At 64.1% G+C, this 14,566-nt stretch carries 13 protein-coding genes; 7 read left to right on the forward strand and 6 right to left on the reverse strand.

All coding sequences use genetic code 11. From position 1 onward, the window contains the following. Window positions 1–48 precede the first annotated feature (48 nt). On the forward strand, window positions 49–804 hold the full coding sequence (locus tag LJ737_RS24130; RefSeq protein WP_227769333.1) for a DUF8737 domain-containing protein: 756 nt from the start codon (window positions 49–51) through the stop codon (window positions 802–804). Between the two features lie 28 nt (window positions 805–832). Here the strand turns inward: LJ737_RS24130 and LJ737_RS24135 are convergent, their stop codons facing one another. Both LJ737_RS24135 and LJ737_RS24140 read right to left on the reverse strand, forming a co-directional pair. Beyond that, window positions 833–1,540: a 16S rRNA (uracil(1498)-N(3))-methyltransferase gene (locus tag LJ737_RS24135; RefSeq protein WP_227769334.1), complete on the reverse strand. Its 708-nt coding sequence runs from the start codon at window positions 1,538–1,540 to the stop codon at window positions 833–835. Window positions 1,541–1,707: 167 nt separating this feature from the next. Beyond that, a complete protein-coding gene (locus tag LJ737_RS24140) occupies window positions 1,708–2,529 on the reverse strand; it encodes a S1/P1 nuclease (RefSeq protein ID WP_227769335.1) in 822 nt (273 codons plus the stop codon). Window positions 2,530–2,681: 152 nt separating this feature from the next. Between LJ737_RS24140 and LJ737_RS24145 the strand changes: the two genes are divergently transcribed. Beyond that, on the forward strand, window positions 2,682–3,875 hold the full coding sequence (locus LJ737_RS24145; RefSeq protein WP_227769336.1) for an SDR family oxidoreductase: 1,194 nt from the start codon (window positions 2,682–2,684) through the stop codon (window positions 3,873–3,875). 94 nt (window positions 3,876–3,969) lie between these two features. On the opposite strand, the gene LJ737_RS24150 is transcribed toward LJ737_RS24145, so the two are convergent. After that, window positions 3,970–4,464, reverse strand: coding sequence for an SRPBCC family protein (locus LJ737_RS24150; protein ID WP_227769337.1), 495 nt, complete (start codon window positions 4,462–4,464; stop codon window positions 3,970–3,972). A 281-nt stretch (window positions 4,465–4,745) separates the two neighbouring features. On the opposite strand from LJ737_RS24150, the gene LJ737_RS24155 reads away from it, so the two are divergent. The 3 genes from LJ737_RS24155 (at window position 4,746) to LJ737_RS24165 (ending at window position 7,120) form a co-directional block, all read left to right on the forward strand. Beyond that, entirely contained in the window at window positions 4,746–5,696 is a 951-nt protein-coding gene (locus LJ737_RS24155; protein WP_227769338.1) for an NmrA/HSCARG family protein, read from the forward strand. 298 nt (window positions 5,697–5,994) lie between these two features. After that, entirely contained in the window at window positions 5,995–6,588 is a 594-nt protein-coding gene (locus LJ737_RS24160) for a hypothetical protein (protein ID WP_227769339.1), read from the forward strand. Continuing rightward, window positions 6,575–7,120: a hypothetical protein gene (locus tag LJ737_RS24165; protein WP_227769340.1), complete on the forward strand. Its 546-nt coding sequence runs from the start codon at window positions 6,575–6,577 to the stop codon at window positions 7,118–7,120. Before LJ737_RS24160 ends, LJ737_RS24165 begins: the two co-directional genes overlap by 14 nt. Window positions 7,121–7,198: 78 nt before the next feature. On the opposite strand, the gene pckA is transcribed toward LJ737_RS24165, so the two are convergent. Next, window positions 7,199–8,821, reverse strand: a complete 1,623-nt coding sequence (gene pckA / locus LJ737_RS24170) for a phosphoenolpyruvate carboxykinase (ATP) (RefSeq protein ID WP_410779965.1) — start codon at window positions 8,819–8,821, stop codon at window positions 7,199–7,201. 235 nt (window positions 8,822–9,056) lie between these two features. On the opposite strand from pckA, the gene LJ737_RS24175 reads away from it, so the two are divergent. Both LJ737_RS24175 and LJ737_RS24180 read left to right on the forward strand, forming a co-directional pair. Beyond that, window positions 9,057–10,793, forward strand: coding sequence for a peptide MFS transporter (locus LJ737_RS24175; protein ID WP_227769342.1), 1,737 nt, complete (start codon window positions 9,057–9,059; stop codon window positions 10,791–10,793). 83 nt (window positions 10,794–10,876) lie between these two features. Beyond that, window positions 10,877–12,184, forward strand: a complete 1,308-nt coding sequence (locus LJ737_RS24180; RefSeq protein ID WP_227769343.1) for an MFS transporter — start codon at window positions 10,877–10,879, stop codon at window positions 12,182–12,184. A gap of 90 nt (window positions 12,185–12,274) precedes the next feature. Here the strand turns inward: LJ737_RS24180 and groL are convergent, their stop codons facing one another. Both groL and groES read right to left on the reverse strand, forming a co-directional pair. Then, window positions 12,275–13,921 carry a chaperonin GroEL gene (groL, locus tag LJ737_RS24185; protein ID WP_227769344.1) on the reverse strand — a complete coding sequence of 549 codons (1,647 nt, stop codon included), beginning with the start codon at window positions 13,919–13,921 and terminating at the stop codon, window positions 12,275–12,277. Between the two features lie 33 nt (window positions 13,922–13,954). Further along, window positions 13,955–14,245 (reverse strand): co-chaperone GroES, encoded by a 291-nt coding sequence (gene groES, locus LJ737_RS24190; RefSeq protein WP_059070617.1) that lies wholly within the window; start codon window positions 14,243–14,245, stop codon window positions 13,955–13,957. Between the last annotated feature and the right edge of the window lie 321 nt (window positions 14,246–14,566).

Raw genomic sequence — 14,566 nt, forward strand, 5'->3', positions numbered from 1 at the left:
GCGGGGCCGCTTCCTTTGGGTCGTCGTTCACCCTAACCGTTTCCGGCCATGACCAGCTCCCTCATTGTCCTCAGCCTCGCCTTCGGGCTCATCACCGGCTTGGCCGGCTGGCTTTTTTACCGGGCGGCCCACCGCTCCGCCCGGGTGCTCGGTTGGCTGCTCGCGTTTCTAGTGTTGCAAGGCGCGGCGGCTCTGGCGGGCTTTTTCCTGAAAACCGACGCCTTTCCGCCCCGCACAGCACTGCTCCTGGGCCCGCCGCTGCTCGGCATCGGGCTGCTGTTTGCCACGGCCCGGGGCCGCCGCTTCCTGGCCGGCCTGCGCCCCGATCAGCTAACCCTGTTGCACGTCGTGCGCGTGCCGGTGGAGCTGACGCTGCTGGGCCTATACCTGCTGGGAAGCGTGCCGCGGCTGATGACCTTTGAGGGCCGCAACTGGGACATCCTGGCCGGGCTCAGCGCGCCGCTGGTGTACTACTTCGCGTTTCGCCGGCCGCGCTGGGGGCGCACTGCCCTGCGGGCGTGGAATGTGCTCGGCCTGGCGACGTTGCTAAACATCATCGTCAACGCCGTGCTGGCCATACCCGGGCCCCTGCAGCAGTGGGGCTTCGAGCAGCCCAACGTGGCCGTGCTGCAGTTTCCGTTCGTGTGGCTGCCCGGCGTGGTGGTGCCCCTGGTGCTGCTGGCCCACCTGACGGTACTTTGGCAGCTGCGCGCGGGCGCGGTAGCCGTTTCCGCGACGGCGGCTGCTGGTGCTGGCCCAGCCGCCGCCACGACGACGCGGCCGGCCATAGCCGCGCTCCTGTAAGTCGGAGTGGGGGCGCGTCGCGGTGGGGCTAGGCCAGTTCCCGCGCCACGTGCACCGTGTGGCAGGCGGCTAGCGCGGCCGTTTCGGTGCGCAGGCGGGTGAGGCCCAGGGCCACCGGCCGGATGCCGCGCCCGCGCGCCAGCTGAATTTCGTCGGGGGTGAAGTCGCCCTCGGGGCCGATGAGGATGCAGCAGCCCGCACCCTGCGCTGCCACCTGGGCCAGGGAAGTGCGGTCATCGTCGGCCAAATGGGCGATGAACGTGGTAGCGGGTGCCACCGCCGCCACGAACGCGCCAAAATCCGTCAGCTCGTCGAGCCGGGGCAGCCAGGCTTGGCCCGACTGCTTCAGGGCGCTGACGGCAATGCGCTCGAGCCGGTCGAGCTTCAGCTCGCGCCGTTCGGAGCGGGCGCAGCGCAGAAAGGTCAGCCGGTCGATGCCGATTTCAGTGGCTTTTTCCACCAGCCACTCCATGCGGTCGAGGTTTTTGGTCGGCGCCACGGCCACGTGCACCTCGTAGGCGCGGCGCGGCACTTGCTGCTCGCCGGTGATGCGCAGCTGGCAGCGCTTGGGGTTGTCGTCGCTGACCTCGGCCTGGTACACCCCGCCGCGGCCGTCGATGAGCACCACCGCGTCGCCGGGCTGCAGGCGCAGCACCCGCACGGCGTGCTTGCTTTCGTCTTCGGGCAGGGTATAGGCGGCGCCGGCGAGGTCGGGGGCGTAGAAGGTATGGGGCATGATGGGGCAAAGGTAGGGCCGGCGGGCAAGTGGCCGTTGCGCGCCGGCCAAGGCCTAAAGGATACACTGGCGCGGCTCATTAAGGAAACGTCGCCCGAAAAAGGCGCGGCCGGCGCCGCGTCGGAGACCGACGCGGCGCCGGCCGCGGTACGTAAGAGCACTGCCGCTTAATTCAGCGCCTTGTTAAGCACTTCGGCCAGGCGGATGCCGCCCTGCTGCAGGCGCACGCGCACCTCGTCGATGTGTTTTTTGTAATACTCCGCGTCGAGCGTGGTGCCGTTGGGCGCCTCGGCGTACTGCTTGGTGCTCACCAAGTACGATTCGAACAGCCACTGCTCCACCGGCGACTTGGCCCAGGTGGCGGCAATCTGCTTGTCGGGGTGGTCGTAATCGGCGGCCATTTTGTCGTCCGAAAGGCCTTGGGCGTGGATCAAGCCGCTGTCCCACATACGGTGCAGGTTGGTGCCCTCGCCCTGAAACTGCAGCTGAATGTCATTACCCCCTTTGTCCTCGGCCCGGCTCACGTGCATGGGCTCGTGGATGTCGCCGACCAGGTGCACCACGAACTTGAGGGCGTCGATGCGCTTTTCACGGGGCTGCTTGGGGTCGGCCAGGAGCTTGAGGTTGTCGTTGAGGGCCTGGTAGGCGTTGGCCTCGGTTTTGGCCTTCAGCTGCTGTTCAAACTCGCCGAAGCCGTAGCCCAGCGGCAGGTTGACGAAGTGCCAGGCACCGGTGCCCTTGTATTCGGGCTGGTTGCGCACCTCGTCGGCCCAGGAGGCCACGTCGGCAATGGATTTGTCGCCGAGCAGGTCTTTGATCTGCGCCGCGGCCTTGTTGGAAAGGTGCTTCTGGGCAATCAGCGCAATGGTGCGGTGGCCTTCGCGGCCCCAGGCGGAGGCGTCGGCGGGGGAGAGCAGCAGCAGCGCTGCGGCCGTAAACGGGGCAGCCGCCCGCAAAGCGCGGCGGACAGAAAGGGAGAGGAAACGCATTCGGAAACGGGAAAAGAGCCCAACGACGCGTCCGGCGCGCCGAGGGCTGCACAAAGGTCCGGCAAAAAAAGTTCGTACCGAAGCCGCGGGCCCGCCGTACAAGAAAGCTTACAACCCGTCCTTTTTTAATCCACACCAAGCCCACACAACCAATGGCCCTGAAACTCAAAAAGCTCAAAGACCAGGTTATTGTCATCACCGGTGCCTCCTCCGGCATCGGCCTCGTGACGGCCCGCATGGCCGCCAAAAAGGGCGCCAAACTGGTGCTGGCCGCCCGCTCCGAAGAAGCCCTGCGCCAGCTCGTAAGCGAAATTAAGCAGGACGGCGGCCAGGCTGTGTACGTGGCCATCGACGTGGCCGAGCCCAGCGCCGCCCAAACCATTGCCCAGAAAGCCCAGCAGGCCTTCGGCGGCTTCGATACCTGGGTCAACAACGCCGGCGTGAGCATCTACGGCAAGGTGGAGGACACGCCCGTCGAGGACATGCGCCAGCTATTCGAGGTCAATTTCTGGGGGCTGGTCAACGGCTCCCTGGAAGCCGTGAAGCACCTCAAGCAGCGCGGCGGCGCCCTGATCAACGTGGGCAGCATCCTCTCCGACATCACGGCCATTCTGCAAACCATCTACTCGGCCAGCAAGCACGCCGTGAAGGGCTTTACCGACGGCCTGCGCATGGAGCTGGAAATGGACGGGGCGCCGGTGTCCGTCACACTCATTCAGCCCGCGGCCATCGACACGCCGTACCCCATTCACGCCAAGAACTTCATGGAGCGGGAGGCCAAGCACGCCCCGCCCGCCTACGCGCCCGAAACCGTGGCCCGCGCCATCTTGCACAGCGCCAGCGCCCCCGAGCGCAACGTGGTGGTGGGCGGCGGCGGCCGCGCCATGATTGGCATGGAGCATTGGACGCCGGGCCTGCTCGACAAGTTCATGGAGAAGTCGTTTTCGAAGCAGGAAAAGGCCGATTACGCCCCGCGCCCCCTGCACCAAAACGCCCTGGACCGCCCCATGGGCGCCCTGGAAGAGCGCGGCAACTACCCCGGCCACACCCGGGAGTCGAGCTACTACACGGCGGCCGTGACCAGCAAGAGCCCGGTGCTGAAAACCGCCCTGGCCGTGGGCGCCGGCCTGGCACTGGCCACTTGGCTGAGCAAGTCGCGCAGCCACGACGCGGCTGACCGTGACCGGGCCGGCAACGGCTACCACCCGCGCAGCACCCCCGACGACGGCCGCCCGGCCGGCTACGCCGCCGATTTGAACCGCGCCGACCAAGGCCGGGCCGGCGGGAGCTGGACGGGCCACGACCACCGGTATTCGACGCAGACGCGGCACGAGGACTTGCCCTAACGGCCGCCGGCTTTACCACGCAAAAAAGGCTCTACCCACGCGGGTAGAGCCTTTTTTGTTGCCGACTCGGCTCGTAACGCTTCGGCCGGCGGCGTCAGGCCGCGGCGCCTCGTTCGAGCAGCCGCTGCAGCCGGCGCAGGTAGCGCCCCATCATCCAGCGGGTGTAGCCGCGCAGCAGCCACTGCGGCGGAGCAAGGCGCAGGCCGCGCTGCACCACCGCCAACTCGAAGCGCAACGTGTACGTGAGGTCGGTATGGGCGGGGCCTGCGGGCTGGAACCGCCGTTCCACGTCCTGCCAGGCGGCTTCACCGGCCAGCGCAGTGCAGCGCACGTAGCGCTCCGGCTCGTAGGCCACGTAGCCCAGACGCGTGAGGGCGTGGGGGCAGGTGGGGGAGAGAAACGCGTCTTCGGTAGCCACCACGCCGGGCCCGGGCGCGGGGCCGTCGAGCAGGGTGCGGTGAATTTCGCGGCGCCAGCGGGCGTCGTGGCGCAGGTCGGCGGCCAGGGCAAAGACGGTGGGCAGCGGGGCCGCAATGCGGATGCGGCGTTCTACTTCGATAATCGGGGTGCGGGGCGAGGCAAGGAGCATGGCAACGAACACCGGCCTACGCCGCGCCGCAGCAGGCGGCGGGCTGGCCGGTCACTGCGAAAGTGGGGCGCTGCACCGGCGCCGACAACCACACAAGCATGTGACGCGGCTGATTGGGTAATGGTGTTAAGATTGATCATAATCGATTGATTGTTTAGTAATTGTAGATTTTGAGGTGGCTCTCGTGGCGGCTGATCGGTGTAAGCTCCGCCCCGAATATGCTATTCCCAGCCCTGGGCCAACGGGCTACTTTCGGGAGTTCACAACGCGTTTTCACCCTCATGACTGACAAAAAAATCATTGCCGTATTCGGCGCTACCGGCGCCCAGGGCGGCGGCTTGGTCCGCGCCATTCTGCGGGACGCTGCCAGCGAGTTTGCCGTGCGCGCCATCACCCGCAACCCCGACTCCGATAAAGCCCGCGAACTAGCCCGCCTCGGCGCCGAAGTAGTGCAGGCCGACCTCGACGACCCGCAGAGCCTGCGCCGCGCCCTGCAGGGAGCTTATGGGGCCTTTTGCGTGACCTTTTTCTGGGACCATTTTTCGCCCGAACGCGAACTGGCCGAAGCCCGGCACTTGGCCGAAGCTGCCAAGGAGGCGCAGGTGCAGCACGTCATCTGGTCGACGCTGGAGGACGTGCGCCAGTGGGTACCGCTCGACGACGACCGGATGCCCACCCTGCACGGCCGCTACAAGGTGCCGCACACCGACGCCAAGGGCGAGGCCGACCAGTATTTCCGCGACCTGGGCGTGCCCACCACCTTCCTGCTGACCTCGTTCTACTGGGAAAACCTCATTCACTTCGGCATGGGCCCGCAGCCCGCCGCCGACGGCTCCCTGGCCGTGGTCTTTCCCATGGGCGACAAGCGCCTGTCCTCCATTGCCGCCGAGGACATCGGCCGCTGCGCCTACGGCATCTTTAAAAAAGGGACGGCCCTGATCGGCCAAACCGTGGGTGTCGCCGGTGAACAGCTCACCTGGCACGACATGGCCGCCTCCCTGAGCCGAGCCCTGGGCCGGGAGGTGCGCTACCACGCCGTCGAGCCCGCCGCCTACCGGCAGTTCGGCTTTCCCGGCGCCGAGGACCTGGGCAATATGTTTCAGGCCAACCGGGACTTCGAGCAGCACTACGTGGGCGCCCGCGACGTGGCCTTTTCGCGCGAGCTGAACCCCGAGCTTCTCACATTTGACGCGTGGCTGACCCAAAACGCCGCACGCTTGCCCATGGCGTAAACGCTCGGCCATATCGCCGCTCAGCGCGGTTGCAGTTTACGGCCCGTTGGCGCAAGCCAGCGGGCCGTTGCGTTGTCGCTCAGCCGCTCGGGTGGTTGCGGGCGCTTATCTTCGGCGGCTTCATCGTTTATTCTATGCTTCGCGCCAAATACAGTCAGCAACAAGCCAGCGGAAAGTACCGGCCAGGCCAATCAGCAGCGGCAGTGAGCTACCTGCCGGTGGCAGACGGCGCCGAGGTCAGTACAGACCAGCTCACCAATAAGCAGGGGCTCCGCGGGCTAGCAGGGGAGGTGGCGGCATGACGTCGGTTGAGTTCTGGCTCCGATTACCGCCGTTTGAGTATGTCACCACGTATTCCTTTAACCGCGGCCCCAAGCTGCAACGCTTAACCCGAACCGCCGCCGCCCTGCGCCAATCCTTGCAGCAGGAGTTGCGCACGGCCCGCTTTATGGGGCAGCGCGCCCTACGGCAGCACCTGCAGGAACTAGCGCAGTTTGGCCAGCGCCAAGATGTGCCGCTGACCACCGCGGACGGCTGTTTTGACATTACCGCCAGCCTCATCGCGCGGGTCAATCGTACGGATGAGGCACTCGGGCTGCTGCGCGCTGTGATAATGACTCCCGTTGGGGAGAGTTTGGCCGCAGGGTGCCGCCCCATATTCCGCGACGCGCTGGTATTTCACGACGCTGCGGGGCGCATTGTGGAGACGTTAAATATTTGTCTGCAGTGTCGCTACCTGCAGAATCAAGCGGGAGAATTTGTGGAAGCGGACCCAGCGGTGTACGACCAGTTGCGGCGGGTGCTAACGGCCTTGGGCCACCCAATAAATACCGTAGCTGACGCGCAAGAGGCCGCTCAAAACGCTGATTTCTTTTCGCATGACGTCGGTTGAGTTCTGGCAGCAGTTGCCGCCGTTTGAGTACCTCGTCACCTATTCCTTCAACCGCGGCCCCAAACTGCAACAACTGCAGCACGCGGCCGACCAGGAAAAACGGGCCTTGCGCCTTCAACTATTGAGCAGCACTGGCCCGCAATTGCAGCAGTTCCGCGCCGCTTTGCGCCGGTGCGAGGCCTTCAGCAGCGAATTGCTCAACAGCCCGCTCACCACCGACGGCTCCGCTTTCAACCTCACCGCAACGCCCATCACCACGCTCGATGCCGCGGCCGCAAGGGAAATTGGGGCGCTGCTGAGCCGGGCGGTGCTACGGCACTTTGATTGGATGTGCAGCCCGGTCTACCGCGACGCCTTAGCCTTTCACGCCGCCGATGGCCGCTTGCGCAGCGTGTTGAACATCTGCTTTCAATGTGACCGAATGCGCACCGGCACCGGCCACGAGGTGCAGGCCGATGCCGCGGTGTACCAGGAACTGAAAACCCTGCTGCAGCGCTTGGGTCACCCCATTGCCGACGGCCTCGAAGTATAAACAAAAAGCCCCGCGGCAACTGCCGCGGGGCTTTTTTGGTGAGTGAAGTGAGGTTGTAGGTAGAGTGGCAGTAGTGTCTTAGGCTTCCACGGCGGCTTTCGGCGCGCCGGCCAGAATTTCTTCGTTGGCGAAGTCGGCAAACTTCTGGAAGTTGTCGATGAACTTGTGGGCCAGGTCGTTGGCCGTTTTGTCGTAGGCTTCCTTGTCCTCCCAGGTATTGCGGGGTTCCAGGATTTCCTCCGGCACGCCGGGCACCGAGGCGGGCACTTCCACCCCGAAAATCGGGTGCTTGTGGAATTCCACGTCGTTGAGCTTGCCTTCCAGCGCGGCCGTAATCATGGCGCGGGTGTAGCTCAGCTTCATGCGGTGGCCGGTGCCGTAGGCGCCGCCGGTCCAGCCGGTGTTGATCAGCCACACGTTCACGTCGGGGTGCTCTTCCATTTTCTGGCCCAGCATCTCGGCGTACTTGGTGGGGTGCAGGGGCAGGAATACTTGACCAAAGCAGGCCGAGAAAGTGGTTTGCGGCTCGGTCACGCCCATTTCGGTGCCGGCCACCTTGGCGGTGTAGCCCGACATGAAGTGGTACATGGCGTGCGACTTATCCAGGCGCGAGATGGGCGGAATCACGCCAAACGCGTCGGCCGTGAGGAAGAAGATGTTCTTCGGTACGCCGGCCACCGAGGGCTCCACCGCGTTCGGGATGAAGTTGATGGGGTAAGCCGTGCGGGTGTTTTCGGTTACCGACTTGTTGGCGTAGTCCACCGTGTGGGTGCCCGGCAGGAAGCGGGTATTCTCCACGATGCTGCCAAACTTGATGGCGTCCCAAATTTCGGGCTCCTTCTCGCGCGAGAGGTCGATAACCTTGGCGTAGCAGCCACCTTCGAAGTTGAAGATGCCGGCATCACCGGGCATCCAGCCGTGCTCGTCGTCGCCCACCAGCCCGCGGTTCGGGTCGGCCGACAGGGTCGTCTTGCCCGTGCCCGAGAGGCCGAAGAAGATGGCCGTGTCGCCGTCTTTGCCCACGTTGGCCGAGCAGTGCATGGCCAGCGTGTTGTGCTCATGGGGCAGCAGGTAGTTCAGCACCCCGAAAATGCCCTTCTTCATCTCGCCGGCGTAGCCCGTGCCGCCGATCAGAATCATCTTCTTCGAGAAGTTCAGGATGGCGAAGTTCGCCTGCCGGGTGCCGTCCACGCTCGGGTCGGCCTCGAAACCGGGGGCGCAGATGATGGAGAAGTCCGGGTCCCACGAGGTGTCTGCGCCGGCTTCAGGGCGCAGGAACATGTTGTTGCAGAACAGGTTATGCCAAGCCAGCTCGTTCACTACGCGCAGCTTCAGCTGGTAGTCGGGGTGGGCGCCGGCGTAAGCATCGCGCACGTAGATTTTCTTATCGGCCAAGTAGGCCACCATCTTCTCGTGCAGCTGGTCAAACTTCTCGGGGCTGAACGCGATATTAATGTCGCCCCACCACACGGAATCAGCGGTGTGTTCGTCCTTCACCACGAAGCGGTCCTTGGGCGAGCGGCCGGTAAACTTGCCGGTGTCGGCCATCAGTGCGCCGGTGTCGGTCAGGGTGCCTTCGCCGTTCTTGAGCGCCTCTTCCACCAGTTCGGCGGGCGTCAGGTTCAGGCAAACCTCCTTCGCCTGGCTGATGCCCAGGGGCTTGAGGCGGTTCAGGGCATTGGTGGAAGCAGCAGTTTCCATCATAAGCACGGAATGGGATTGGAAATTGGGGTGGGACAGGGGATTGGTGAGACAAAAGTAGGCGAAAAACCGTTAGGACTGCAAACGTTTGCGCTAACACTTGTAAGCTTCCTTACGGCATCAGAAATTAGAAAGATTTCTTAGATTTACCCGTAAGCCCCAGCCCCGCCCCGGGCGCTGTCGGGCTTTTTTGCTACCTTTTTTCTCTCACCCCTACTCCATCTTCCCCGCACTCATGCAAGTAGCCACCGCCCAGGCGCCGCCGCCGACCCCCACCAGCTCCGGGCACCCGAAGGGCCTGTACGTGCTCTTCGCCACCGAAATGTGGGAGCGTTTCAGCTATTACGGCATGCGCGCCCTGTTGTCGCTGTACATGATCAAGGCGCTGCTGCTCAACAAGGAGACGTCCTCGCTCATTTACGGCAACTACACTTCGCTGGTCTACCTCACGCCGCTGCTTGGGGGCTACGTGGCCGACCGCTACTGGGGCAACCGCCGCTCCATCCTGGTAGGTGGCCTGGTAATGGCCTTGGGACAGTTTGCTCTGTTTTTCAGCGCCTCCTTTTACCAAGCCGGCCAAACCAGCGTGCCCACCATGCAGCTGGCCCTCTTTTTCCTGGGCCTGGGCTGCCTGATCTTTGGCAACGGCTTCTTCAAACCGAATATTTCCTCGATGGTGGGTACGCTGTACCCGGCCGGCGACAAGCGCATCGACGCCGCCTACACCATCTTCTACATGGGCATCAACCTCGGCGCGTTCTTCTCGCCGCTGGTCTGCGGCACCCTGGGCGACACCGGCAACCCCGCCGACTTTAAGTGGGGCTTCCTAGCCGCCGGCATCGGCATGCTCGTTGGTTCGCTCACGTTCGAGCTGTTCAAAAAGAAATACGTGGTAACCGCCTCGGGCGCCCCGCTGGGCGCCAAGCCCGAGCGCACCGTGGCCCACGCCTCGCAGATTCCGGCCGACACCGCCGCCCCCGTGCGCAGCGAAACCATTGCCCAGCCCGCCGCCAAGAGCTTCGCCAGCAAGCTGCCCATGCTCATCGGCGTGTTCGTGGTGGTGTACGCCGCCATTGCCTGGCTGATGAACTACGACTGGGTGGGCGCGCTGGTCTTTTCGGCCATGATTGTAATGCCCATGGCCGTGCTGGCCGACAACTCCCTGACCTCGCGGGAGCGGGAAAAAATCTACGTGATTCTCATCCTGAGCTTCTTCGTAATATTCTTCTGGGGCGCGTTTGAGCAGGCCGGCGCCTCGCTGACCTTCTTCGCCGACGAGCAAACCAACCGGCAGCTGACCGATACCTACACCGTGCCGGCTTCGTTCTTCCAGTCGGCCAACGCGCTGTTCATCATCATCTTCGCGCCGGTGTTTGCCGTGCTCTGGGGCGCCCTGGGCCGCAACGAGCCCTCGTCGCCGCTGAAAATGTCCATCGGCCTGATGCTGCTGGCCGTGGGCTACCTCATCATTGCTTTCGGCGTGAAGGGCGTGGATGCCAACACCAAAGTGAGCATGTTCTGGCTGATTACCATGTACTTGCTGCACACCTTCGGCGAGTTGTGCCTGTCGCCCATCGGTCTGGCGCTGGTCAATAAGCTGGCCCCGGCCCGCTTCGCCTCGCTGCTGATGGCCGTGTGGTTCCTGGCCACCGCCGCCGGCAACAAGCTGGCCGGCGTGCTCTCGGGCCTGTACCCGGCCGGCCCCGGCGAGTTCAAGAAAGCCGCCGACGCTGGCATCGACCTGCCCGCCATCCTCAACGGCACCCAGCAGGCCACGGCCGAGGTAGTAGCCAAGCTCAAGGAGCTGGAAATTCCCTACCAGTGGCCCTCGTTCCTGGGCTTCCAGATCCACAGCCTCTACGACTTCTTTATGATTTTCGTGGTGCTGTCGGCCGCCGCTTCCATCATTCTGTTCGTCATCTACCGCAAGCTGACCAAGATGATGGACGAGCCGGTGGCTCCGGTAGCGTAAGCGCAAGCCCCGTTCGTCATTCTGATTATTGCAAAGCCCGTCGATTGATTTCGGCGGGCTTTTTTTCGCCCTTATTCCCCTCTATGACGCACCAATACGTCGCCCTGCCGGCCCGGCCCCGTACCTCAGCCACCCCAAACCTGCTCTGGCTGGGCATGATTATCGGCCTGGAGCGCCTGAGCTACTACGGCACCCGCAGCGTCCTCGCTACTTTTCTGGTGGAGCAGCTGCAGGTGCCGCGGACCCGGGTTGGTCCTTTGCTTACCACCCTCGATGCGCTGCTATGCCTGCTGCCGCTGGTCGGGGCGTTTATTGCCGACCGGTATTGGGGCTTGGCCCGGGCCCGGCTGGCCGGCGGCGTGGTGCTGTTGCTGGGGCAGCTGGTGCTGGTCGGGGCCAGTCTGAGCAGTGCGTTGGCCTGGGAGCTGGTATGCGTCGGCCTGGTGCTACAGGTTTTGGGCAATGCCCTGCTGGCACCTGCCCTTTATACTACGGTAGGCCAGCTTTTCGCCCGCGACGCGCGCAACCAGCTGACGGGCTTCGTGCTGCTGACGGCCTTTGTCATGGCCGGCGCGTTCATGGCGTCAACGATGGTTCTGCCCCTGGCCTCGGGGTTTGGCTACCCCACCGGTCTGGGCATGACCGCCGCCAGTGCCGCCGCGGTGCTCATGTTGCTGGCGCTGCTGCCCAAGGCGGGCGCCGTGGAAACCGAAGAATCCGCCCTGGCGAATCGACCGTGGCTCGGGCCGGCGGCTGGGCTAACGGCCCTGGCAGCCGGTAGCGCCTGGTGGCTGTTGCGGGCTGAGCCTGCCTGGGCGCTGCAGGTGCTCAGCGCCGGACTGGCGGCAGTGGCCCTGGGCTACTGTAGTTTCCGGGCCGGCCTCGGCGCGCTGGGCTTGCTGGTCGCGCTCATGCTGCTTGACGTGCTGGCAGTGGCGTTGATGGTGCTAATGCCCAACCTGACTTACGATGGCGTGCAAATGAGTTCGGCGCTGAGCGTCGGGCTGATGGTCGTCGCGCCATTGATAGGGCTGCTGCTCGCCTGGCTATGGGTCAGTCGGCAGCCGGCCAGCGCACCGGGTATGCTGCGCCGCTTGGTCGTGGCGTGCGTAGCCGCGCTTGGCGCCTCCGCAGCGCTGTGGGCAGCTGCGCTGGCTCTGAACACCACGCCCACCGCCGTATCCTCGTCAGCGAACAGCTGGGCGCTGGCCTTGGCGGGCATGGCGCTTCTGTATCCGGCCAACAACGTCCTGAACGTGCTGCTGCCCACGCTGACGGCGCAGCGGGCGCCCGTCCGGTACCTGGCGCTGCTGATGGCGGCCGGGTTCAACATGAGCCGCCTCGGCGGGGTACTGGGCGAGGTACTGCTCGATTGGTGGCAAGGTAGCTAGAGCGCGCCGTTTGTAAAGCAAAAAGCCCCGCCGGCGCAGTGCCGGCGGGGCTTTTTCATAAACCAGAGCGGAAAGCTCGGGTCGGCTGAATTACATCATGCCGCCCATGCCACCCATGCCGCCCATACCAGCAGCACCGGCGCCTCCGCCTTTCTCTTCTTCGGCTTCCTCCGAAATCACGCATTCCGTGGTCAGCAGCAGGCCGGCGATGGAAGCAGCGTTTTCAAGGGCCAAGCGGGTCACCTTGGTCGGGTCGAGGATACCAGCAGCCATCAGGTTTTCGTAGCGGTCCTCGCGGGCGTTGTAGCCGTAGTCGCCTTGGCCGTCACGCACTTTCTGCACCACGACCGAGCCTTCGCCGCCGGCGTTGGCCACGATGGTACGCAGGGGAGCCTCCAGGGCCGTGCGGATGATGTTCACGCCGGTGCGCTCGTCGCTGTTGCTCGTGTCAACGGCTTCCAGCGCGTCGAGGGCGCGCACCAGGGCTACGCCGCCGCCGGGCACCACGCCTTCCTCAACGGCGGCGCGGGTGGCGTGCAGGGCATCGTCCACGCGGTCTTTCTTCTCCTTCATTTCCACCTCGGTGCTGGCACCGATGTAGAGGATGGCTACGCCGCCCGAGAGCTTGGCGAGGCGCTCCTGCAGCTTTTCCTTGTCGTAGTCCGAGGTCGTCGTCTCGATCTGGGCCTTGATTTGGCCTACGCGAGCCTGAATGTCCTCTTTGCCACCTTTGCCATTAACAACGGTCGTGTTGTCTTTGTCAACGATGATTTTCTCGGCTTGGCCGAGGTAGTCGAGGGTCGCGTTGTCGAGCTTGTAGCCGCGCTCTTCGCTGATAACGGTACCGCCGGTCAGGGCTGCAATGTCCTCCAGCATGGCCTTGCGACGGTCGCCGAAGCCCGGGGCTTTCACGGCGGCAATCTTCAGCGAGCCACGCAGCTTGTTCACCACCAGGGTAGCCAGAGCCTCACCGTCCACGTCTTCGGCGATGATCAGCAGGGGCTTGCCCGTCTGCACCACTTGCTCGAGCACCGGCAGGAGCTCCTTCATGGTGCTTACTTTCTTGTCGTAGATCAGGATGAAGGGCGAGTCGAGCTCCACTTCCATCTTCTCCGCGTTGGTCACGAAGTAGGGGGAGAGGTAGCCGCGGTCGAACTGCATGCCTTCCACCGTTTTTACTTCGGTTTCGGTGCCGCGGGCTTCTTCCACGGTGATGACGCCTTCCTTGCCCACTTTGTCCATGGCGTCGGCAATCATTTTGCCGATTTCCTGGTCGTTGTTGGCTGAAATGGTGCCTACCTGGGCAATTTCCGACGAGTTTTCAATTTTCTTCGACTGGGCCTTCAGGTTTGCTACCACAGCTACCACGGCCTTGTCGATGCCGCGCTTCAGGTCCATGGGGTTGGCACCGGCCGCGACGTTTTTCAGCCCGGCGCGGTAGATGGCCTGGGCCAGTACCGTAGCGGTGGTGGTACCGTCACCGGCCTGGTCGGCCGTTTTCGAGGCTACCTCTTTCACCAGCTGGGCGCCCATGTTCTCGATGGGGTCCTTCAGCTCGATTTCCTTGGCGACGGTCACGCCGTCCTTGGTGATGCTCGGCGCACCGAATTTCTTGTCGATAACCACGTTGCGGCCTTTCGGGCCCAGGGTTACCTTCACGGCGTTAGCCAGTTTATCTACGCCGGCAACGAGCTTGTTGCGGCCTTCAATGTCGAAATGAACGAGTTTAGCTGCCATTGGGCTGTGCTATGATGTTTTAGGCGGGAATGATTACAGGATGGCGAAAATGTCCGATTCGCGCATGATCAGGTAGTCCTGACCGTCCACGGTGATTTCGGTGCCGGCGTACTTGCCATAGAGCACCTGGTCGCCCACCGATACCGAGGGCTTCACCAAAGTGCCGTTGTCGGCCACTTTGCCTTCGCCTACGGCTACGACTTCGCCGCGCTGCGGCTTTTCCTTAGCCGTGTCGGGGATGATGATGCCCGACTTGGTTTTCTCTTCGGCGGCAGCCGGTGCGATGATGACGCGGTCGGCCAGCGGTTTGATGCTAACTGCCATACTGTGGTGTTAGGTTTGGTATGTTGAAGTTGGAGGGAAAGACTACTAGCGAGTCGGCAGCGGCGGGGCATTTCTTGTGCCAGCTACGGCCAATCGGCCCAAAACTGACAGAATGCCCCCGTACGGGGAACTTTCTGCTCGAGTTATGGCACCCGGCCTGACACGAAGCTGACAGGACGGCGGCCGGGGCGGCGCAAGTATAGGCAAACTGCCACCGGAATACCGCAAAAAAGAACCGGCGGGGTTTCGCCGCCGGGGGAAGGCGGCGGGGGGGAGCGGGGGGGGGGGGGGGAGGGGGGCGGGGGGGGGGGGGGGGGGGGG

The organism is Hymenobacter sp. 15J16-1T3B, assembly GCF_020711235.1.
Classification (GTDB): domain Bacteria; phylum Bacteroidota; class Bacteroidia; order Cytophagales; family Hymenobacteraceae; genus Solirubrum.

Coding starts and splice junctions, on each gene's coding strand:
- LJ737_RS24160 (WP_227769339.1), top strand. CDS start 5,995: ATGACGTCGGTTGAGTTCTGGCTCCGATTACCGCCGTTTGAGTATGTC.
- LJ737_RS24140 (WP_227769335.1), bottom strand. CDS start 2,529: ATGCGTTTCCTCTCCCTTTCTGTCCGCCGCGCTTTGCGGGCGGCTGCC.
- LJ737_RS24155 (WP_227769338.1), top strand. CDS start 4,746: ATGACTGACAAAAAAATCATTGCCGTATTCGGCGCTACCGGCGCCCAG.
- LJ737_RS24165 (WP_227769340.1), top strand. CDS start 6,575: ATGACGTCGGTTGAGTTCTGGCAGCAGTTGCCGCCGTTTGAGTACCTC.
- LJ737_RS24175 (WP_227769342.1), top strand. CDS start 9,057: ATGCAAGTAGCCACCGCCCAGGCGCCGCCGCCGACCCCCACCAGCTCC.
- pckA (WP_410779965.1), bottom strand. CDS start 8,821: ATGGAAACTGCTGCTTCCACCAATGCCCTGAACCGCCTCAAGCCCCTG.
- LJ737_RS24180 (WP_227769343.1), top strand. CDS start 10,877: ATGACGCACCAATACGTCGCCCTGCCGGCCCGGCCCCGTACCTCAGCC.
- LJ737_RS24135 (WP_227769334.1), bottom strand. CDS start 1,540: ATGCCCCATACCTTCTACGCCCCCGACCTCGCCGGCGCCGCCTATACC.
- LJ737_RS24145 (WP_227769336.1), top strand. CDS start 2,682: ATGGCCCTGAAACTCAAAAAGCTCAAAGACCAGGTTATTGTCATCACC.
- groL (WP_227769344.1), bottom strand. CDS start 13,921: ATGGCAGCTAAACTCGTTCATTTCGACATTGAAGGCCGCAACAAGCTC.
- LJ737_RS24150 (WP_227769337.1), bottom strand. CDS start 4,464: ATGCTCCTTGCCTCGCCCCGCACCCCGATTATCGAAGTAGAACGCCGC.
- LJ737_RS24130 (WP_227769333.1), top strand. CDS start 49: ATGACCAGCTCCCTCATTGTCCTCAGCCTCGCCTTCGGGCTCATCACC.
- groES (WP_059070617.1), bottom strand. CDS start 14,245: ATGGCAGTTAGCATCAAACCGCTGGCCGACCGCGTCATCATCGCACCG.